Below are 19,689 nucleotides of genomic sequence, written 5' to 3'. Positions count from 1 at the left end.
GACGGCTCACCAGGTGCGGTACGGCAGGAACTTCCCGTCCAGGGTGACCACGACCCGGTCGCCCTTGGGGTCGGGCTTCTTCTGGATGTCCATGGAGAAGTCGATCGCCGACATGATGCCGGAGCCGAACTTCTCCTCGATGACCGCCTTCATCGTGGTGCCGTAGACCTGGACGATCTCGTACAGGCGGTAGATCAGCGGGTCGGTCGGCACGGCCCGGCCCAGGCTGCCGCGGGAGGCGTCGCGGGTGAGGGCGGCGACGGTCTCCTCGTCGAGTCCGAGCACCTTGCCGGTGGCCTCCGCCTGGACCCGGCTCATGGTGTTCTGGCCGAGCAGTGCGGAGGCCACCCACACCTCGTGCGCGCCGGCCGCGGCGGCGATCTCCGCGAACGAGAGCCCGGCGGCCTCCTTCGCGGCCAGGATCCGGCGGGTGGCCTCACTGCGGTCGATCACGAGAGTCAACTCCTGTGCGGGAAAGGGCTGTCGAAGCGCTGGAGGGCGCCTGCGGTATACCGCTCCGGGCAGCGTGCTCCGCTCTCGTTTCGCTCGGGTGCGGGCGGCGTTACGGCGCGGTGTCCGCGCGCGGCGGCCGCCCGGCGTCCGGGGTGCTCAGCTCGTCGTAGAGCAGGGCGCAGTCGCCCGTCTGGCCCGTGCGGTACGCGGCCCGCGCGACCAGGTGGGCGGCGACGGCGCTGGTCAGGAGCTGGAAGAAGGCGACAAGGGCGAGGGTGCCGAAGTCGACCCCGGAGCGCAGTCGCAGGGCGAGGCCGGCCAGGAGCAGCAGCATGCCGAACGTCTGCGGATTGGTCGCGGTCGCGCTGCGCGTGAGGACGTCGGGCAGCCGGAGCATTCCGATGACGCCGAACAGGCAGACCGCCGCGCCGAGGAAGAGAAGGACGGAGCCGGCCAGATCGGCGGCCTGCTGCCAGGTGTTCACGGGCGCTCCTTGGTGCCGGCGCGGTCGCGCGAGGCGATGAAGCGGGCGATGCCGACCGAGCTGGTGAAGCCGAGGAAGGCCAGCACCAGCATGATCGACAGGTAGTAGCGGGTCCGGGTCATCGCCGCGTCCACCCCGATCCCGGCGATGATCAGCACCGCGGCCACATCGACGGCGACGGCCCGGTCCAGCATCGAGGGCCCGCGCCAGATGCGGATCAGCAGCAGGACGCCCGCGAGGATGATCAGCGTCAGGGCGGCGTTGAGCAGGATGTCGTTGGCCAGCGTCATGAACCGCTCTCCTTTCCGGTGGCGGCGGCCGGGTCGGGGTCCGCCGCGATCCGCGCGATCTCCTCGCGGGTGCCGAAGGCCCGTACGACCAGGGCCTCCAGACGCCAGACGTCCCGGCGCGCGCGGGGCGCCGTCGCGGGGTCGTCGGCGTCGCTCACATGCAGGTACAGGGTGGCCGTCGCGGCGTTGACCTCGACGAGGGCGCCGCCCGGCACACTGGAGACGGCGACGGCCGTCGCCGCGATCATCAGGTCCGTGCGGCAGCGCAGTGGCACCCGTAGCACGGCGGCCGGACGGCGGCTCCCCGCCAGGGCGAGCCGGGTCACGACGACGCTGGACGCCACCATGTCGTAGAGCAGATATCCGGCGAGCCGCAGGATGCCGCGCGGACGCAGCCGCAGGTCGAGATCGACGGCCGGGAGCGGGAACGCCAGGCACAGGATGATCGCGACGACGACGCCGCTGATGAGGTTGCCCCAGGTCAGCCCGGACCACAGCAGCATCCAGATGACGGTCAGCCAGGCGATGAGCGGCCAGTCGAGGCGGCGCCGACGGGCCGCGAGGGCGGGGGAGTTCACGGTCCGAGCACCGCCTTGACGTAGGGGGTACGGGCGAGGAGTTCGGCGGCCGAGCGGTCGGCGAGGCCGGTGAGCGGGGTGGCCAGGACGGTGTAGGAGAGACCGAGGGCGACCGCGGCGGCGGTCGCCGCCGTCATCACGCGGGGGATCCGGGCGGTGGCGCGCACGACGGTCGTCGTCACCGGTCCCGAGCCGTCCTCGGGCGCCGAGTCGGGATCGTCGCTCTCCTCCAGCACCTCACCCTCGGAGGGGACTTCGGTCACCGCGGGCGCGCGCCAGAACGCCAGGTTCCAGACCTTCACCATCACGTACAGCGTCAGCAGACTCGTCACGGCCGCCCCGCCGAGCAGGACGTACGCCCAGGCGCCGCCGTCCTGCGCGCCCGCCCGCATCAGGCCGAGCTTGCCGATGAAGCCGGACAGCGGCGGGATCCCGGCGAGGTTCATGGCGGGCACGAACCACAGGGCGGCCAGCAGCGGGGCCGTTCTGGCCGCGCCGCCCAGCCGCGTCAGCTCCGTGGTCCCGTACCGCTTCTCCAGCAGACCGGCCGCCAGGAACAGCGTCGTCTGCACGGTGATGTGATGGGCCGTGTACACGATGGCGCCGCCGATGCCGCCCCGGCTGCCGAGCGCGAGCCCGAACAGCATGAAGCCGATGTGACTGACCAGGGTGAACGACAGCAGCCGCTTCAGGTCGGTCTGGGCGACCGCGCCGATGATGCCGATGACCATCGACGCGAAGGCCACCGCCATCAGGACGGCCGACAGCCGGTTCCCCGGGAACAGCAGTGTCTCGGCGCGGATCATCGAGTACACGCCGACCTTGGTGAGCAGCCCCGCGAAGACCGCCGTCACCGGCGCGGGCGCCGTCGGATAGGAGTCCGGCAGCCAGGCCGCGACGGGGAACGCGGCGGCCTTCACCCCGAACACGGTGAGCAGCAGCACCTCGGCCATGGTCCGTACGCCGAGCGGGAGTTCGGGCATCCGCACGGCGAGCTGAGCGAAGTTCACGGTGCCCGCCGCGGCGTACGTCACGGCGACCCCGGCGAGGAACACCAGGGAGGAGACGAGCGAGACGACGACATAGGTCGAACCGGCGCGGATGCGCGGCTCGGTGGCGCCCACCGTCAGCAGCACGAAGCTCGCCATCAGCATGATCTCGAAGCCGACGTAGAGATTGACGAGGTCGCCCGCGAGGAAGGTCAGCGACACCCCGGAGACCAGCACCAGATACGCAGGGTGGAAGACGGCCAGCGGCGCGTTCTCCTCACGGTCGGCCATGTCCTGGCCCATCGCGTACACGAGGACGATGAGGGTGACGGCGCCGGACACGGTCAGCATCAGCGCGGCCAGCCGGTCGGCGACCAGGGTCACCCCCAGGGGCGGCCCGAAGTCACCGAGGTGGACCACGAGCGGGCCGACGCGGTCGGACTCGACGAGCAGCACCAGGTCGACGGCGACGACCGCGGCGAGCACCCCGACGGTGATCACACGGTGCAGCCAGCGCAGCCGGGGCCCGATGAACAGGCTCAGGCCGCACACCGTCAGCGGCATGACGACGGGCAGCGGAACGAGAGCGTTCACCGGGTCTCCTCCGGATCGGTGCCGAGCACGTCGTCCCACAGGTCACCGGAGGAGTCGCGGGCCCGCGCCTGGAAGGCCCGGTCCTCGCGGATCCGGTGGCGCTGCTCGCGACGCTCCTCGCGCCAGGCCCGCTTGCCCTCCTCGCGGTGCTGCTCCCGCAGTTCGTGGCGCTCCTCGGCGATCTGGGCGCGCAGCACCACGCGCCGGTCGGCGATGTCGTCCGGCACGAAGTCCGAACCGGTCAACTGGCTGCTGCGATAGGCCATCGCGAGCACGAACGCCGTGGTGGCGAGCGTGATCACGACGGCGGTCAGCACGATGGCCTGCGGCAGCGGGTCGGTCACCCGGGCATGGGAGACGCCCGGGTACAGCAGCGGGGGCAGACCGGCCCGCCCGGCCGAGGCGAGGACGAAGAGATTGACGCCGTTGCCGCACACGATGATGCCGATCAGCACCCGGGTCAGGCTGCGGGTCAGGATCAGCATCCCGCCCGCGGCGACCAGCACGATGCCGCAGACCAGCAGGGTCGCACTGACGCTCACCCGCGCTCCTCACCGGCGAGCGCGAGGCCCGCCCTGTACTCGGTCTGCTGGTCGATCTTGGACCCGAGGGCGCGTACGACGTCGAGCACCACGCCGAGCACCAGCAGATACACGCCCAGGTCGAACAGGACCGCGGTGCCCGCGTGCCAGTCGCCGATCAGCGGGAGGTGCCCGTGCCAGGTGAAGGCGTGCAGCACGGTCCCGTCGGTGAGGCCCACCAGGGCGACCCCCGTCGACAGGGCGAGCCCGAGACCGGTGAAGAAGCCCGCGTGCACCGGGGCCGCGGCGGCCAGCTCGTGCCGCCCGCCCGCGAGGTAACGGATGGTCAGGGCGACACCGGCGACCAGCCCGCCGACGAAGCCGCCGCCCGGCAGGTTCTCCGCGCACAGCAGCAGATACACGGACAGCATCAGGATCGGATGGAAGACGAGCCGGGCCACCACCTCGAAGACCACCGACCGGTGCTCGGGCGCGAGCGTGTCCCCGGCCACCAGCCAGCTGCGCTCCGGCGCTCCCTGGCGGTACTTGGCGGGCACCCGCAGCCGCGACGTGGCCAGCGACCACGCCGTCACGCCGCCCGGCAGCCGCGCCGGGGGCGAGGCCGACCTGCCCTGCCTGCGGTGCACGTAGAGCAGGCTGGTCACGCCGAGCACGGCCACCGCGAGGACGGCGGACTCGCCCATCGTGTCCCAGGCCCGGTAGTCGACGAGGATCGTCGCGACGACGTCCTTGAGCCCGTGGTGCGCGGTCTCCTCGGTCATCGCGGCCCCGGCCGGTTCGGCCGTGCGCGCGCCCGCCGCCAGCCACACCGCGCAGGCCACCACGCCGCCGCTGCCCAGCGCGAGCAGGACGCCCGTGAGCCGGCGGCGGATCTTCTGCTTGTCGCCGAAGAAGACCGGAAGGCGGCGCAGGACGAGCACGAGCACCACCGTCGACACGGTCTCGACCCCGAACTGCGTGAGCGCGAGATCGGGGGCGCCCTGCACGATGTACAGCGCCGCCGTCCCGTATCCGGTGAGGCCCGCGAGGACGGCGGCCTTCATCCGCCGCTGCACCACGAGGCACATCAGGGCGCAGGCGCAGGTCAGCGCGCCGACACCGGCCTGCCACGGGGAGTCCCACACGCGTGGTGCGGGGGTGGCGTCCCAGGGCCGGTCGGTGGCGAGGACCGCGACGAGCCCGGCGAGCATCACCGCGAGGACCGTGGCCACGTACGCGGGCAGCGAGCCCTTCTGGACGGAGCCCGTCACCTGGAGGGCGGAGCGTTCCAGGCCCAGCACGATCCGGCCGAACACCTCGTCGGCCTTGGGCCAGGCGACCCGCCGCCCGAACCGCGCCACCGGCTCCCGCGCGAGGAACAGCGCGGCGCCGCCCGCCCAGGCGAGCGCCGACAGACCGAGCGCGAGCCCGAAGCCGTGCCACAGCGCGAGGTGGTAGGGGTGCTCGGGCACCGGGTAGGCGTGCGCGTACTCCTCGAAGAGACCGGCCAGGAGCCCGATGCCCGGGCCGAAGACGAGACTGCCGAGCGCGAGCAGCGCGGGCGGGGCGAGCAGGCCGACGCCGACCCGGTGCACCGGGGTGTCGGCGAGCCCCGGCTTGCGGGCGAAGGCGCCCCACAGGAAGCGCAGGGTGTACGCGGTGGTGAGCGCGGAGCCGACGACGATCAGGGCCAGCGACCAGCGTTCGCCGGTGCCGCCGTGCGCCAGCGCGTCGAACGCCGCCTCCTTCGCGGCGAAGCCGAGCAGCGGCGGCAGCGCGGCCATCGACGCGCCGGCCACGACGGCGACCGCGCACACCCACGGCAGCGACCGCCCCACCCCCGAGAGGCGCCGCAGGTCACGGGTGCCCGCCGCGTGGTCGACGATCCCGGTCACGAGGAACAGCGGGGCCTTGAACAGCGCGTGCCCCAGGATCATCGCCACGGCCGCGAGCGCGGTGTCGTACGAGCCGGCGCCCGCGAGCACGACGAGGAAGCCCAGCTGGCTGACCGTGCCGTAGGCGAGCACGATCTTGATGTCGTTCAGCCGCAGCGCCCGCCAGCCCGCGAGCAGCATCGTGACCGTGCCGAGCGTCAGCAGCACCGGCCGCCACCCCGTGACGTCCGAGAAGGCCGGGGCGAACCGCGCCACCAGGTACACGCCCGCCTTGACCATCGCCGCCGCGTGCAGATAGGCGCTGACCGGGGTGGGCGCCGCCATCGCGTTGGGCAGCCACAGACTCAGCGGCCACACGGCCGACTTGGCCAGCGCCCCGCACAGGATCAGCAGGACGGCCACGACGAGAGCGGCGCTCGGCGCGGGCGGCGCGTCGACGATCCGCGAGATGCGGTACGTCCCCGCGAGCTGTCCGAGCATCAGGAACCCGACGAACATCGCGAGCCCGCCCGCCGCGGTGACGGTCAGCGCCTGGAGGGCCGAGCGGCGGCTGCCGCGCTTCTCGCTGTCGTACCCGATGAGGAGGAACGACAGGACGGTCGTCAACTCCCAGAACAGGTAGAGGATCATCAGATCGTCGGCCAGGACGAGTCCGAGCATCGCGCCCGCGAACGCGAGCAGATTGCCGCCGAACCCGCCCAACTGGCGGGTGCCGGGCCGGAAGTACCCGGCGCAGTACACCAGCACCAGCGCCCCGATCCCGGCGGCGAGCAGCACCATCACCAGGGACAGCGCGTCGAGCCGGAAGGCGGCCTCGACGTCGTACGCCCCGATCCAGGACCAGGTCTCGGTGCTCGGCCGCCCCGACGCCACCTCGCCCCACCGGGACAGCGCCCAGCAGAGCGCCGCCAGGGGTGGCAGGGCGAGCACGAAGAAGGCGCGCGGGCCCGCCCGGCGGACCAGCGGCGCGGCGCAGAGCGCGACGGCGAAGTGTGCGAGGACCAACAAGGTCATGAACCATGCATATATGGACTTATGGTGCATGGGGGGTGAGACGCGCCGGGCGGTGTACACGGATCGTTGTGCCGTTCATCTGCCTTACGAACGACAACGGGGATAGCCTGGCCAGCTACAACTCCAGGGACGGGGGAGGGAGTTGGGTCACATGCATGCCCGCAGTGGTTCGGTGCAGGACGTGGACGAGGGACGGCGGCTGTCCGTTCTCGACCTGGTGGGACTCGCGGCCGGCGGAGTCGTCGGCTCCGGGTGGCTGCTCGCCGCGGGGCAGGCCCACTGGGCGGCGGGCGGAGACGCCGTGTGGGCGTGGGTGATCGGCGGCGCGGTGATGCTGCTGATCGCCGCCGTCATGGTCGAACTGGGCATCGCCGCACCCAAGACCGGCGGCCTGATCTTCCTCCCGCTCCAGGCCGCGGGACCGCTCGTGGCCACCGTCGTGGCCGCCGCCCTGTGGATCGTCTACGCGGTGAACCCGGCCAGCGAGGCCGCCGCCATGGTGCGCGGCCTCGCCCACTGGTTCCCGTCCCTGCTGCGCAGCGGCCACGCCGGCGCGGCCGTCGACGTCGGGCTGCCCCTCGGCATGGACCGGGCCTACGACCTGTCGCTCACCGGCGCCCTGTGCGCCGTCGTGCTGATGATCGCCGTCGTGGGCTTCAACCTGCTGCCCGCCCGGCGGCTGATACGGCTCAACCTGTTCATCACCGTCGTCAAGGTGCTCGTCCCGCTGCTCATCGTCGTCTGCCTCACCTTCGCCGCGACCGACGCCGCCGGGTCCTGCGCACCGGGCGACGCCTGGTACCTGAGCGGCCAGTCCGGCGGCGCCGACCATCTGCGCGGCCAGGCCGGACACTTCTCGGCCCTGTACGTCGTCCTCGGCGGCGGGATCATCTACGCGTACATCGGCTTCCAGGCACCCCTGGACTTCGCGGGCAACATCAAGCGCCGCGGCATGGGGGAGGCGGCCCGGCTGCGCTGGGCCGTCTACGGCACCCTCGTCGGCGCCGTCGCCCTCTACACGGCATTGCAGTACGTGTTCTCGCAGAACTGCGGCTCGCTCGCCGCGAACATGCTGCAGTCGCCCTACGCCCAGTTCGCCACCGCCGCCTCGATGACCTGGCTCGCCTGGCTGATCCGGCTCAACGCCGTGCTGTCCCCGATGGGCTCCGGCATCGTCTTCACGCACGCCCTGACCCGCGAGGTCGCCGCCCTCAGCCGCGCCCACCTCACCCACCGCGGACTGCAGACGGCACGCCGGGCCTCGTTCAAGTTCCGCGGGGCGGAGATCGACGCGTACTGGATGATCCTCATCGTCAACCTCGTCATCGGCCTGAGCACACTCGCCCTCGTGCGTGGCAACTGGGAGCAGCTCGTCGCCCTCAACAGCGTCCCGATCATGGTCGTCTACGCCATGCCGGGCGTCGTGCTCGTGGCGCTGCCCGGCACCGACGCGACCTGGCTGCGCAAGGCCGTGCGCTGGTGCCTGGCGTACGCGGCGTTCGTGGCGATCGCGCTGGTGATCCACGAGGCGGGCTGGGCCGACGTCTGGCGGGGCATGGCGGGCGTGGGCATCGGGGCGGCGCTGCTGCTCGCGCTGCCCTGGCTGGCCGTGCGCGATCTGCCGTACATCGGGAGGGTGCTGCGCCACTACGACGCCCGCGAGCACCTGTCCCGGTTCACCCGGCGCGGCGATCCCGCGGTGCGGCCGCTGCTGTTGCTGGTCGGCTACATCGGCGCGCTCGTGGGCTGCACGGGCCTGCGCGAACTGTTCGGCGACACCGCGGCGGCGGTGACGCGCACCGTCTGCGTGCTGGCGGCCGTCGTGGTCTTTCCGCTGCTCGTACGGGCCGCCCGCCGCTACATGGACCAGGTCAGGCCCACGCTGCCGCACCAGGGCGAAGCGCCGCGCCCCCGGGTCAGCGCAGGGACTTGACGATCCAGTCGGCCTGCTCGCCGAGGCCTTCCGCGCGCAGCGTGGCGACCGCCTCGTCGCGGTGCCGCACGTCCGACCAGCGGCCCACGGTGGCGCGCAGCAGCAGCTCCGCGTCGGGCAGCGGGATCGCCAGGACGCCCCGCACCACGCACAGCACGTCGGACGCCTGCACCAACTGCTCGTTCTCCAGGAAGCGTTCGAGCAGCGTCCAGGCCACGTTCTGCAGCTCCGCGTCGTGCAGGAGCCGCGCCACCTCGGCGACGAGCAGCGCGTCCGCCGCCTGCGGCGTCGACGGGTCGGACAGTTCACGGCACGCCGCCTCCACCGCCTCGGCGTGCCGGCTCTCCCGCAGGACGACCAGACAGTGCACGAACCAGCGCCGGTCGGCGCGCGGTTCCATCACCTCGACGGCCAGCTGCCGGCCCACCTCGTGCGCGGCCCGGGTCCGCTCGCGCGTGCGCGTGATGCGGTTCAGCAGTTCGGTCAGCTCCTCACCGGAGCGCCCGCGCACCTGCACCGCGGCGATGTGCCACAGCAGCGCCACACAGGTCTGGTCGCCGCCCTCCTCCTCGTTCAGCCAGTCGCACAACTGGGCGAGGACATCGAGGGAGCGCGGCACGTCGTCCGGTCCGGCCGGGACGGTCACGATGTCGGCCAGCAGCTCCCGTGTGCCGGACGTCAGCACCGGGTCCCGGTGCCACAGCGACACCAGCTTGGCCAGGCCCTGCACGTTCTGCTGCCCCGCCGCATGACGGCGCAAGCGCTCGCACTTGGCGGGCGACTCCTCCTCGCGGGTCAGCAGCGCGCAGAGTTTGACCACGTCACGCGGTTGCGCGGTGCGGCCGATGTGCGCGGCCAGCGCGTCGTGGCCCGCGCCGCGGCGCGCGATCAGCCGGGCGATCAGCTTCCGCGCGTGGTCCACCTGCCGGGCGTCGGGCGCGCTCAACTGCGTCTGCGCCCAGGTCTCCAGGATCTGCCCGTGCGGACTCAGGTGCAGGAACGCCCCCGCGAGGTCGGCGATCTCCTCGCCCTGGCCCTCCGAGCCGCCGGGGCCGTCGGTGGCGACGACGTGCAGCGTCAGCTCAAGGAGACGATCGGCCTGGACCGGGCACTTCTCGTCGAGCAGAGCGGTGTGCAGCAGCACCTTGTCGAGGTTGGTGCGGCCCGAGTCGGGCCCGCCGAACACCGCCACCGTACGGTCCGCGAGCTGCGGGTACTGGTCGCGGACGACGCGTACGAAGACCGCCACGTCGAAGGCGGTGCGCTGGCAGGCGACGTCGTGCACGATGCTCGCGGTGATCGGCGCGCTGGGCCGGCCCGCCTCCATCTCCTGCTGGAGCATGGCCAGTTCGGCAGCCTCGCTGACCGGCCGGGCCAGCGCCGCCGTCGCCATGATCATGACCGCGTCGCGGGCGTCGAACCCGTCCGCCAGCTCCACCAGGTCCTGGACGCTGCGGCGCAGCGCGAAGGCGTGCAGCGCCCGCATCGCCATGGCCTCGCTGCGGGTGGACCGCATCTGGTCGAGGATGCGGGCGAACTGCGGTCCGTCGACCTGGGTCACCCACGCGTAGTCCTCGGTGAGCAGCTTCGCCACGTCCGGCTGGAACAGCAGATGGGTGCGGCGGGCGCCGACGGCGCCGTTGGACCCGCTCACGCGCCGCCCAGCAGCGCCGGTTCGATCTCACGCCAGTAGCGGACGAAGTCCACCGGGTTCGCCAGCAGCGTGGCGGCCCGGCGCTCGACGCGGCCCGCCAGGTCGCGGCTCTGCTCGTCGCCCGACTTCAGACGGACCACGACGCGGCCCGCGAGGTCCGGCTTCAGCATCAGGCTGCGGAGCTTGCGCTCGCCGTACAGCCGCAGCTCGCGCACCCAGTCGTCCTCGGTCTGCGGCTCACGGCCCGGCGGGCGGCGGCCCTTGGCATGGTTGGTGAAGAGCGCCGCCGCCTCGGAGGCGTCGTTCAGCAGCATCCTGGGCGCGTCGTGCACCCCGCACGACTGCATGTCCTCGTCGATGCCCGCGCGCAGCGCGCCGAGCGTCAGGTCGTCGTCGTGCTCGGACATGCCCTGCCCCAGCACGTTCAGCAGATGCCCGCTGAAGGGGGTGCAGCCGTTGAGCGGCTCGGGCAGATTGGCGCAGGCGTCCGCCGACGCGTTGTGCACGGCGCCGCTGACGGCGCTGAAGACGCAGGTGCCGTCGGAGCGGGTGCCCAGGATTCCCGGCAGCGGGGACTCCGGGCCGAGGTGGGGCAGCAGGTTCGAGTAGCAGCAGTCGGTGATGAGGACCTTGAGGCCGGCCCTGCTCTGCCGGATCGCCCGGTACACGTACCAGGACGACAGCCAGGTCCACGGCTCGTTCAGGTGCGAGGAGCCGACGGCGAAGTGGACCTGGCCGCCGGGGACGTCCTTCCAGTACGCGCCGTGCCCGACGTACACGACGAGGAGCGTGTCCTCGGGGCCCTCGCCCGCCGACGCGGCGTCGTGCAGGGCGCGCATCACACCGTCCGCCGAGTAGGCGTCGTCGCCGGAGAGGATCACCGAGCGGGCCGCGTCGCCCCACCGGGGGTCCCGGGCCAGCGCGTCCCCGTAGGCGCGGGCGCTGGTCTCGATCGTGGGATAGCCGCTCATCCCCGAGTTCGCCTCGTAGGTGCCGACGCCGATCACCAGGGCCCGGAAGGCCATCTCCCTCAGCTCCCCTCGGGAAGGACGGGCCGGTCGCCGTCGCCGTCACTGTCGTCCGGCGGCTGGGCCTGCTCGCTCGCCTGGACCACGACGATGGTGACGGGCGGCGGGTCGAGCCTGCGCCCGCGCCACGCGTCGATCGCGCGCTGCGCGGCGGCCTGCACCACGGCGCCGGTGGCGCTGGTGAGGACCGCGAGCAGCAGGGCGCTCACCCCGCCGTCGAGCGTGCCCCGCTCCTCGTCCGGCGCTTCGAGCCGCCACTGGAGCGCGGTCTCCCGGGCCAGTTCGGCGCGGAGTTCCTCGGGTTCGTCCAGGCCGACCGGGCCCTCGACCCTCACGGAGATCGTCGCTGTCATGCCGTCCGGTTCCTCCCCGAGGCGGTCAGAGCATCCCTGTCAGTCTGCCAGGCGGCCGGTCGGCAGGCGAGAGCGGACCGATCACCGTTACACGTCCATGACACGCTCAACTTTCCCTCAGATACGTCGACTTGGCTCGTGCCGCGATCCCGGGAGTTCGTCGGCGCCGACGAACGGGCCACCCCTTCTTGTCCGGGCCGACGAAGCTGCGGCCGTCATCGGTGATGTCCGGAAGGTGGGGGAGGCGGTGTGCGGACGGCTTCGTCGTGGGTGACAACGTGTGGGGGTGTGCTCATCGGGCACGACGAACGGGTCCCGGCCGTGTTGCCACGGTGCCGGGTGCGAACGGCTGTGTACGTTCGCGACTACGACATGGACGCTGTGCGGGAAGGATCTTCGAGGTGACGGACGGCAGTGCGGGGCAGGACACCGGTGCGCATGATCGGGCGGCGGTGTGGGGCGAGCGGCTCAAGGAGCGCATCTACGCCTCGCTCACCCTGCTCGCCGTCCTGGTGGGTCTCGCCATGAGCGGTCACCCCAGCCATTCGGGCGCCGCGGTCGCCGTCGCCGTCACCGCGCTCGGTCTGTGGCTGGCGACCCTCGTCGCGGACCTGCAAGCCCACCCCGTCGCCCACGGGAGCCGGCCGGGGGTGCGCGAGATCCGGCACGTCCTGTTCGTCAGCAGCCCTCTGCTGACCAGCGCCGTGGGACCACTGCTGCTGATCGGCCTGTCCGCCGCGGGCGCGCTGGAACTCGACACGGCGCTGTGGGTCTCGGTCTACAGCGAGGTCGCGGCGCTCGCCCTGTGGGGCTTCGCCGGTGGCCGCAGCATCGGGGCGGGCATCCTGCGCGCCACGGTCACCGGCGTCCTCAACGCCGTGATCGGCCTCGGCGTGGTCGGCGTCAAACTCCTCGCCGGCCACTGACGGCCCCGGGTTCAGTAACCGGTCGCGCCGTCGAGCAACTCCCGCAGGATGTCCAGATGCCCGTTGTGCCGGGCGGTCTCCTCGGTGAGGTGGTGCAGGATCCAGCGCAGGTCGACGTGGAGCCCACCCCGGACGGTCCCCACGGCGCGCGCGTCCAGCTCCGTCGCCGCGACCAGTTCCCGGTACCGGGCGCTCTGATCGGCGTACTCCTTGAGCAACTGCTTCACCGGGAACTCGACGGCGATCCGCATCTCCCGGTCGGGATCCTCGTCCGTCCAGGGTCCCTGGTCCTCCTCCCCGAGGAAGATCACCTGGAACCAGTGGTACTCGACCCACCGCAGATGGTTGATGATCCCGCTCAGCGTCATCAGGGGCGAGCCCGGGAGGATCGCCTTGCGGGCGTTCTCCTCGGAGACGCCCTCGCACTTGGCGCGGGTGGTGTCGCGTGCGTAGTCGAGAAACGTGGTGAGCTGCGTGCGCTCGTCCCATGCGGGAGGCGTGTCATTGATTCTGGGCATCGGGTGCAGGGTGCCTTGTCGGGATGGCCGTCGTCGAGCCAATTACCGGGCGGTGCCCCACGCCGGGCACCGCCCGTGAGCGATCGGGTCCGGACGGCTGCCCGCCGAGGTCAGGAGGCGAGAGCCTCGTGCAGGGCGTCGAGGCCGTCGGCGTAGATGCCGGTGAAGAGCTCGACGACCTCGTCCTCGGTGGCGCCCTTGGCGTGGAAGCGGCCGGACCACTGGACCTCGGCGAGGTCTTCGCGGCCGGGGACGGTGTGGACCCGGATCGTGGAGAGGTAGCCGTCGACGGGGAACGGGGCATCGAGGATGGCGTAGCTGTAGTGACGCTCGGCCTCGTCGAAGCCGACCAGCCGCTCCACGATGACGTCGCCGTCGGGGTTGGTCAGGCTGCGGACCCGGCCGCCTTCGAGAGCGGTGCTCGCGGAGATGTAGGGGAGCCAGTCGGGCAGGGCGTCGAAGCCGCCGATCAGGCTCCATACCTGGTCGGGCGAGGCGGGGACGGTGCGGGAGACGGACGTGGAAGCCATGATCGCTCCTTGTGGTGTCGTGCGGGGGTCAGGCGTTGTGCGGGAGCGGGGCCGCCGGGCTGACCAGGCCCGCGGTGCGCAGGTCGGTCCAGAACGCGGCCGGGACCGTCTCGTTGAGGGCCGCGGTGTCCTCGGCGATGCGGCCGGGCCTGGTCGCGCCGGGGACGACGGCGGCGGACGCCGGGTGGGCGAGGGAGAACTGCAGGGCGGCGGCCTTGATGCTGACGCCGTGCTTCTCGGTGAGGGCCTTCAGCCTGCCGACGCGCTCGATGATCTCGGCGGGTGCCTGCTGGTACTCGAAGTGGGTGCCGCCGGCGAGGACGCCGGAGCTGTACGGGCCGCCGACGACCATGTCGACGCCCTGCTCCTGGGCCAGGGGGAGCAGCCGGGTGAGCGCGTGCTCATGGTCCAGCAGGGTGTAGCGGCCTGCGAGGAGGAAGCCGTCGGGCCGGGGCTCGTCGAGGGCGAGGGTCAGCTCGATGGGCTCGGTCTTGTTGACGCCGAGACCCCAGGCCTTGATGACGCCCTCGTCGCGCAGCCGGGACAGGACGCGGAAGGCTCCGGTGCGGGCCTCCTCGAACTTGCCCAGCCAGGCGTCGCCGTGGAAGTCCTGCGCGATGTCGTGGACCCAGACGATGTCGAGGCGGTCGGTGCCGAGCCGCTTGAGACTTCCCTCGATGGAGCGCTCGGTGGCGTCGGCGGTCCACTCGTGGAGGATCTTGTTCGGGTTGCCGTGCTCGAACAGGCCGCCCTTCTCGCCGAAGTCCGGCACGTCGGTCTCGTGCTCGTCGAGGATCACCCGGCCCACTTTGGTGGAGAGGACGAACTCGTCGCGCGGCTTGCCGGCGAGTACCTCGCCGAGCCGCTCCTCGGCGAGGCCGGCGCCGTAGAAGGGGGCGGTGTCGTAGTAGCGGACGCCGTGGTCCCAGGCGGCCTCGACGGTGGCGCGGGCCTCGTCGGCGGGGATGTCGCGGAACATGTTGCCGAGCGGGGCGGTGCCGAAGCCGAGGCGGCCGGGAAGGAGGTTCTTGAGTGACATGGGGCGTGCCTTTGCGAAATGTGGGGGTGGGGGCCGGGTGGCCACCTGTGAGCGCCGCGTCCGGGTGCGAGCGGTCGCCTTACAGATGACGACACTACTTGCATGCGCGGGCTATTGCAAACGCCCCCATTGCGCGTACGCGCTGTAGGTGTGGACCGGGGCGGTCCCTCCGCCAGACGCACCCACGCCCGCGTCATCGCCCGCAGGGACCGAACTTCGCGAGGATCGCGGTCAGTTCACCTGGGGTGAGAGCGATGTCGAACGTGCCGGCGAGGAGCCGTGTGCACCGCGCGCGGCTCGACCGGCTCGGCCTCCGCATCAGAGTCGTCCTTGGGGACGGACACGGACACCGGCCCGCGTGGTGGTGCCACCGCGCCCCGAAGGCTCAGCCCGGGAGCTCGTCGAGAACCGTGTGCATCGACGACGCGCGGGCCAGATCGGCCAGCGCCTGCTCCATCACCGACAACGGCGTACGCGGCGGCAGCAGCAGCCCGATGCTCGCGCTGCGCCGGGGCCGCACCAGGGGCACGGCACGCATTCCGGCGGGGATGCCGAAGACGTGCAGCCAGGTGTGCGGGATCACGGTCGACCAGTGCCCCGTACGCACATGCGCGATGAGCGAGGCGATGGAGTCGGTCTCCACCCGCGGCGCGACCGCGACCCGCAGCTCGGCGAAGACGGCGTCCAAGACCTGGCGGCCCACCATGTGCGGGTGCAGCAGACACAGCGGCAGGGCCGCCACCTCGGCCCAGCTGACGCCCTGCGTGTCGACGTCGGCCGACTCCTGCGTCAGCAGCACATAGCGCTCCCGGTACAGCGGCACGAACGGCAGACCGGGCTCACGGGTCGGGTAGGTCACCGCACCGTGCAGTTCGAACGCGCGCAGCCGCCGGACGATCTCGTCGCCCTGAAGATCCGCGTGCACCCGTACGGTGGTGTGCGGATTCGCCGCGCAGAACGGCTGGGTCAGCAACGCGACGGCCGCGACCGCCGTCGGCACGGCACCGATCCGCAACTCACCTTCCAGACCGGAGCGCAGCGCGGCCAGACCCGCCGTCATGGCGTCCCGGTCGGCGAGCATCCGCCGCGCCCACACCACGACCTCCTCGCCCTCCGCCGTCAGCCCCTCGAACCGGTGGCCGCGGCGCACCAGCGGCACACCCAGCTCGCTCTCCAGCTTGCGGACGCCCTCGGACAGGGTCGGCTGGGAGACATAGCAGTTCTGTGCCGCCCGGGCGAAGTGCCCGGTGTGGGCCAGCGCCACCAGGTATTCGAGCTGTCGCAGGAGCACGGGTCGGGGCCACCGCCTGTCCGGTTCGGGGAGTTCGTCCGGAGCTTCGTCCGGCGAGTTCGGCCGGATGGTTTGTCCGGAGAGTTCGGCGTGATCGTAACCGCCTATCGACCATCGGATCTTCCGCTTTGACCGTGCGGGCGGCCCGGGCGAATGCTGCTGTCCGCGGGCCGCCGGAGTTCCGCGGCCACGGACGAGACGCTGGAGTGATGGGCATGCGTGACAAGGGAGAGCCGGCGGAAGAACTCTCCGTGCACAAGCCCAAGACCTGGGCCACGGGAGCACCGGCCGTGGCCCACGCCCTGAAGTACGCGCTCGGCCAGACCTCGCCCCGCCGCACGGCCCTCACCCTCCTCACCATCAACCAGGCCGGCGGCATCGACTGCCCCGGCTGCGCCTGGCCCGAGGAGGCCCCCGGCAAGCGCCACCGCAACGAGTACTGCGAGAACGGCGCCAAGCACATCAGCGACGAGGCCACCACGCGCCGCGTCACCCGGGAGTTCTTCGCCGAGCACCCCGTCAGCGAACTCGCGGGCCGCTCCGACTACTGGCTCAACCAGCAGGGCCGGCTGACCGAACCCATGGTCAAGCGCCACGGCAGCGACCACTACGAGCCCATCGGCTGGGACGAGGCCCTGGCCCTGCTGGCCGACGAGCTGACCCACCTCGACCATCCCGACGAGGCGCTCTTCTACACGTCGGGCCGCCTCGCCAACGAACCCGCCTTCCTGCTCCAGCTGTTCGCCCGCGCCTTCGGCACCAACAACCTCCCCGACTGCTCCAACATGTGCCACGAGTCCAGCGGCTCCGCGCTGGGCGAGACGCTGGGCATCGGCAAGGGCAGCGTCAGCCTGGACGACCTGTACGACAGCGACCTGGTGTTCGTCGTCGGCCAGAACCCGGGCACGAACCACCCCCGCATGCTGTCGGCCCTGGAGGAGACCAAGCGGCGCGGCGGACAGATCGTCGCGGTCAACCCGCTCCCCGAGGCCGGACTCCTGCGCTTCAAGCACCCGCAGAAGGCGCGCGGCGTCATCGGCCGCGGCACCCAGATCGCCGACCAGTTCCTCCAGATCCGCCCCGGCGGCGACCTCGCCCTGTTCCAGGCGCTGAACCTGCTGCTCCTCCAGGCCGAGGACAAGGCCCCCGGCACCGTCCTCGACCAGGACTTCATCGCCCGCCACACCACCGGCTTCGCCCTCTTCAACGACAACGTCCGCGACCTGGACTGGGACGACGTGCTCGCCGCCACCGGACTGCGGCGCGAGGAGATCGAGGAGGTCCACGAGCGGGTGCTGAAGTCCCGCAGCGTCATCGTGTGCTGGGCCATGGGCCTCACCCAGCACAAGCACGGCGTCCCCACCATCAGGGAGGTCGTCAACTTCCTGCTGCTGCGCGGCAACATCGGACGGCCCGGCGCGGGAGTCTGCCCGGTGCGCGGCCACAGCAACGTCCAGGGCGACCGCACGATGGGCATCTGGGAACGGATGCCGCAGACGTTCCTCGACGCCCTGGAGAAGGAGTTCGGGTTCGCGCCGCCGGCCCGCCACGGCCTCGACTCCGTCGACGCGATCCGCGCGATGCGCGACGGCCGCGCCCGGTTCTTCCTCGGCGTCGCCGGGAACTTCGTCCGGGCCACCCCCGACAGCGACGTGACCGAACGCGCGCTGCGGAACTGCCGCCTCACCGCCCACATCTCGACCAAGCTCAACCGCTCGCACACGGTCTGCGGCGACACCGCCCTGATCCTGCCGACCCTGGGCCGCAGCGACCGCGACGTGCAGGCCACCGGCGAGCAGTTCATGACGGTGGAGGACTCCATGAGCGACGTCCACACCACCCGCGGCCGACTGGCCCCCGCCTCGACCGCGCTGCTCAGCGAAGTGGCGATCATCAGCCGCCTGGCCCGCGCGGTCCTCGGCGACCGGCACGGCATCGCCTGGGACAAGTTCGAGGACGACTACGACCTCGTCCGCGAGCACATCGGACGGGTCGTCCCGGGCTTCGAGGACTTCAACCGCCGGGTGCGCGAGCCCGGCGGCTTCACCCTCCCCAACCCCGTCAACGAACTGCGGTTCCCGACCGCCTCCGGCAGCGCCGTCTTCACCGCCAACACCTTCACCGGGCTCACCGCGCCGCCCGGCCACCTCATCCTCCAGACGCTGCGCTCGCACGACCAGTGGAACACCATCCCCTACGCGATGGACGACCGCTACCGGGGCATCGAGGGCGCCCGGCGCGTGGTCCTGACCCACGCCGACGACCTCGCGGAACTGGGCTTCACGGAGGGCGACCTGGTCGACCTGGTCAGTGTGTGGGAGGACGGCGTCGAGCGACGCGCACCCGGCTTCCGGGTCGTCGCCTACCCGACACCGCGCGGCTCGGCCGCCGCGTACTACCCCGAGACCAATGTGCTGGTGCCGCTCGACAGCGTCGCCGAGCGCAGCAACACGCCGACATCGAAGGCCGTGGTCGTACGCCTGGAACGGGCCTGATCGCGACAAGGCCCCGCGCCGACCGCGCGCGTGATCAGAGCGGGGCCAGATCGGCGTAGAGCATGTGATGGTCCGAGTGCTCGCTCGGTTGTACGTGGTGGGCGCGGGGGTCGATCCCGCGCAGGAACACGTAGTCGAACCGGCTCTGCCAGTCGGTGGTCGGCTCGCACGCACCGGCCGCCGACGGCCTGCACTGGGGATCCGCGTCCGTGGCCAGCGGCCAGATCGGGCCGAGCTCGGCGGAGTCCGGCACGGCGTTGAAGTCGCCGAGCACGATCGCCCGGTCGTGGCGCGCGAGCTCCTTCGCGAGCACGGGGACCTGCCGAACGCGCACGGCTTCCTGACGCCGTTCGGCGAGATGGGTGTTGAACACCCGGACCGGGCGGCCGTCCACCTCCGTGGTGACCGCCGTGAAACCGCGGTCCTCGGAGCCGCCGTCGGGATACTCCACGGTCACGGCGTCCGTGGCCGGCGCCGCGGAGAGGATCGCCTGGCCGTAGCCGCCGGCACGCCAGGGCAGCCCGCCGCAGCGGCTCCAGTTCCGCAGCACCGAGCCGTACGTGACGTGGTAGTCGAGCCCGTAGATGTGCTCCAGGTCGTCCCGGATCTGCTCGACGTCACGGACGCACGCCTCTTGCAGACCGATGACCTGGGGCGCGTACGTGGCGATGTCGGCGGCGCGGCCGAGGTTCTGGCCCGCGCCCCGGCAGGGATTGCAGATGTTCCAGGTCATGACCCGGTTCGGCACGATGTCCGTGGCCGCGCCGGAGGGCAGCGGCTCGGCGGCGGAGAGGTCGTCGCGCGGCGCGCCGGGACCGATCAGCAGCAGACAGAGAAGCGCCAGGGCTCCCGCGACCCACCGTGTGTTCCTGCCGCGCACCGCCACCTCCTCGGACGTGGATGCTCATGCCATCACAGAAGGCGACGCGCGGTCGAGCCGGGGTCCGCGGGGCCCCTGATGACAAAGGCCCGGGGGGGGGGGGGGCATCGGGTGTCGCCCCGCCGGGGCCCCAACTGAAAGGGGAGGGCAGCGAACCCCAGAGGAGAGGGGGGTGTGGGTGGTGTTCGGGAGGGGCAGAACAGTGTTGTCATCCCAGTCTGCCC

At 72.0% G+C, this 19,689-nt stretch carries 18 protein-coding genes; 3 read left to right on the top strand and 15 right to left on the bottom strand.

The features are described 5' to 3' along the window. Positions 1 to 6 precede the first annotated feature (6 nt). From cynS to ACFVDP_RS12310, 7 genes are all read right to left on the bottom strand, one after another. A complete protein-coding gene (gene cynS / locus ACFVDP_RS12340) occupies positions 7 to 453 on the bottom strand; it encodes a cyanase (protein WP_383487452.1) in 447 nt (148 codons plus the stop codon). A gap of 109 nt (positions 454 to 562) precedes the next feature. Further along, positions 563 to 937 (bottom strand): monovalent cation/H(+) antiporter subunit G, encoded by a 375-nt coding sequence (gene mnhG, locus ACFVDP_RS12335; RefSeq protein ID WP_383487450.1) that lies wholly within the window; start codon positions 935 to 937, stop codon positions 563 to 565. Next, on the bottom strand, positions 934 to 1,227 hold the full coding sequence (locus ACFVDP_RS12330) for a monovalent cation/H+ antiporter complex subunit F (protein ID WP_383487447.1): 294 nt from the start codon (positions 1,225 to 1,227) through the stop codon (positions 934 to 936). The genes mnhG and ACFVDP_RS12330 overlap by 4 nt, the downstream gene beginning before the upstream one ends. Next, complete coding sequence (locus tag ACFVDP_RS12325; protein WP_383487444.1) at positions 1,224 to 1,805, bottom strand: Na+/H+ antiporter subunit E; 582 nt, start codon at positions 1,803 to 1,805, stop codon at positions 1,224 to 1,226. Before ACFVDP_RS12325 ends, ACFVDP_RS12330 begins: the two co-directional genes overlap by 4 nt. After that, positions 1,802 to 3,388 carry a Na+/H+ antiporter subunit D gene (locus ACFVDP_RS12320; RefSeq protein ID WP_383487442.1) on the bottom strand — a complete coding sequence of 529 codons (1,587 nt, stop codon included), beginning with the start codon at positions 3,386 to 3,388 and terminating at the stop codon, positions 1,802 to 1,804. Before ACFVDP_RS12320 ends, ACFVDP_RS12325 begins: the two co-directional genes overlap by 4 nt. Further along, positions 3,385 to 3,930: a Na(+)/H(+) antiporter subunit C gene (locus ACFVDP_RS12315; RefSeq protein ID WP_383487439.1), complete on the bottom strand. Its 546-nt coding sequence runs from the start codon at positions 3,928 to 3,930 to the stop codon at positions 3,385 to 3,387. The genes ACFVDP_RS12320 and ACFVDP_RS12315 overlap by 4 nt, the downstream gene beginning before the upstream one ends. Beyond that, a complete protein-coding gene (locus ACFVDP_RS12310) occupies positions 3,927 to 6,818 on the bottom strand; it encodes a Na+/H+ antiporter subunit A (protein ID WP_383487436.1) in 2,892 nt (963 codons plus the stop codon). Before ACFVDP_RS12310 ends, ACFVDP_RS12315 begins: the two co-directional genes overlap by 4 nt. A 151-nt stretch (positions 6,819 to 6,969) precedes the next feature. Here ACFVDP_RS12310 and ACFVDP_RS12305 point away from each other — a divergent pair, with 151 nt between their 5' ends. Continuing rightward, the gene (locus tag ACFVDP_RS12305) at positions 6,970 to 8,751 is read left to right on the top strand and encodes an APC family permease (RefSeq protein WP_383487433.1); all 1,782 of its coding nucleotides are present in this window, start codon (positions 6,970 to 6,972) and stop codon (positions 8,749 to 8,751) included. Here ACFVDP_RS12305 and ACFVDP_RS12300 read toward each other — a convergent pair. The 3 genes from ACFVDP_RS12300 to ACFVDP_RS12290 are packed head-to-tail and all read right to left on the bottom strand — an operon-like array spanning position 8,735 to position 11,786. Then, entirely contained in the window at positions 8,735 to 10,405 is a 1,671-nt protein-coding gene (locus tag ACFVDP_RS12300) for a hypothetical protein (protein WP_383487431.1), read from the bottom strand. The two genes, ACFVDP_RS12305 and ACFVDP_RS12300, sit on opposite strands and share 17 nt — an antisense overlap. Next, complete coding sequence (locus ACFVDP_RS12295; RefSeq protein WP_383487428.1) at positions 10,402 to 11,430, bottom strand: hypothetical protein; 1,029 nt, start codon at positions 11,428 to 11,430, stop codon at positions 10,402 to 10,404. The genes ACFVDP_RS12300 and ACFVDP_RS12295 overlap by 4 nt, the downstream gene beginning before the upstream one ends. Before the next feature lie 5 nt (positions 11,431 to 11,435). Continuing rightward, a complete protein-coding gene (locus ACFVDP_RS12290; protein WP_383487426.1) occupies positions 11,436 to 11,786 on the bottom strand; it encodes a hypothetical protein in 351 nt (116 codons plus the stop codon). Between the two features lie 401 nt (positions 11,787 to 12,187). Between ACFVDP_RS12290 and ACFVDP_RS12285 the strand changes: the two genes are divergently transcribed. Next, positions 12,188 to 12,712 (top strand): hypothetical protein, encoded by a 525-nt coding sequence (locus ACFVDP_RS12285; RefSeq protein WP_383487423.1) that lies wholly within the window; start codon positions 12,188 to 12,190, stop codon positions 12,710 to 12,712. Between the two features lie 11 nt (positions 12,713 to 12,723). On the opposite strand, the gene ACFVDP_RS12280 is transcribed toward ACFVDP_RS12285, so the two are convergent. From ACFVDP_RS12280 to ACFVDP_RS12265, 4 genes are all read right to left on the bottom strand, one after another. Continuing rightward, complete coding sequence (locus ACFVDP_RS12280; RefSeq protein WP_383487420.1) at positions 12,724 to 13,230, bottom strand: DinB family protein; 507 nt, start codon at positions 13,228 to 13,230, stop codon at positions 12,724 to 12,726. 110 nt (positions 13,231 to 13,340) lie between these two features. Next, positions 13,341 to 13,760 carry an SRPBCC family protein gene (locus ACFVDP_RS12275; RefSeq protein ID WP_383487417.1) on the bottom strand — a complete coding sequence of 140 codons (420 nt, stop codon included), beginning with the start codon at positions 13,758 to 13,760 and terminating at the stop codon, positions 13,341 to 13,343. Between the two features lie 28 nt (positions 13,761 to 13,788). Further along, positions 13,789 to 14,799: an aldo/keto reductase gene (locus ACFVDP_RS12270; protein WP_383487414.1), complete on the bottom strand. Its 1,011-nt coding sequence runs from the start codon at positions 14,797 to 14,799 to the stop codon at positions 13,789 to 13,791. 385 nt (positions 14,800 to 15,184) lie between these two features. Next, complete coding sequence (locus ACFVDP_RS12265; RefSeq protein ID WP_383487411.1) at positions 15,185 to 16,090, bottom strand: LysR family transcriptional regulator; 906 nt, start codon at positions 16,088 to 16,090, stop codon at positions 15,185 to 15,187. A 215-nt stretch (positions 16,091 to 16,305) separates the two neighbouring features. Here ACFVDP_RS12265 and ACFVDP_RS12260 point away from each other — a divergent pair, with 215 nt between their 5' ends. Then, on the top strand, positions 16,306 to 18,585 hold the full coding sequence (locus ACFVDP_RS12260; protein WP_383487408.1) for an FdhF/YdeP family oxidoreductase: 2,280 nt from the start codon (positions 16,306 to 16,308) through the stop codon (positions 18,583 to 18,585). 34 nt (positions 18,586 to 18,619) lie between these two features. Here the strand turns inward: ACFVDP_RS12260 and ACFVDP_RS12255 are convergent, their stop codons facing one another. After that, positions 18,620 to 19,465, bottom strand: coding sequence for an endonuclease/exonuclease/phosphatase family protein (locus ACFVDP_RS12255; RefSeq protein ID WP_383487405.1), 846 nt, complete (start codon positions 19,463 to 19,465; stop codon positions 18,620 to 18,622). Positions 19,466 to 19,689: the final 224 nt, after the last annotated feature.

The organism is Streptomyces sp. NPDC057694, assembly GCF_042799415.1.
GTDB lineage: Bacteria > Actinomycetota > Actinomycetes > Streptomycetales > Streptomycetaceae > Streptomyces.
This window is presented reverse-complemented; position numbering and strand designations above follow the sequence as displayed.

Bases quoted from the DNA above. Each gene is read 5' to 3' on its own strand.
- ACFVDP_RS12330 (WP_383487447.1), bottom strand. From the start codon at position 1,227: ATGACGCTGGCCAACGACATCCTGCTCAACGCCGCCCTGACGCTGATC.
- ACFVDP_RS12310 (WP_383487436.1), bottom strand. From the start codon at position 6,818: ATGACCTTGTTGGTCCTCGCACACTTCGCCGTCGCGCTCTGCGCCGCG.
- ACFVDP_RS12305 (WP_383487433.1), top strand. From the start codon at position 6,970: ATGCATGCCCGCAGTGGTTCGGTGCAGGACGTGGACGAGGGACGGCGG.
- ACFVDP_RS12295 (WP_383487428.1), bottom strand. From the start codon at position 11,430: ATGGCCTTCCGGGCCCTGGTGATCGGCGTCGGCACCTACGAGGCGAAC.
- ACFVDP_RS12290 (WP_383487426.1), bottom strand. From the start codon at position 11,786: ATGACAGCGACGATCTCCGTGAGGGTCGAGGGCCCGGTCGGCCTGGAC.
- ACFVDP_RS12280 (WP_383487420.1), bottom strand. From the start codon at position 13,230: ATGCCCAGAATCAATGACACGCCTCCCGCATGGGACGAGCGCACGCAG.
- ACFVDP_RS12275 (WP_383487417.1), bottom strand. From the start codon at position 13,760: ATGGCTTCCACGTCCGTCTCCCGCACCGTCCCCGCCTCGCCCGACCAG.
- ACFVDP_RS12270 (WP_383487414.1), bottom strand. From the start codon at position 14,799: ATGTCACTCAAGAACCTCCTTCCCGGCCGCCTCGGCTTCGGCACCGCC.
- ACFVDP_RS12260 (WP_383487408.1), top strand. From the start codon at position 16,306: ATGCGTGACAAGGGAGAGCCGGCGGAAGAACTCTCCGTGCACAAGCCC.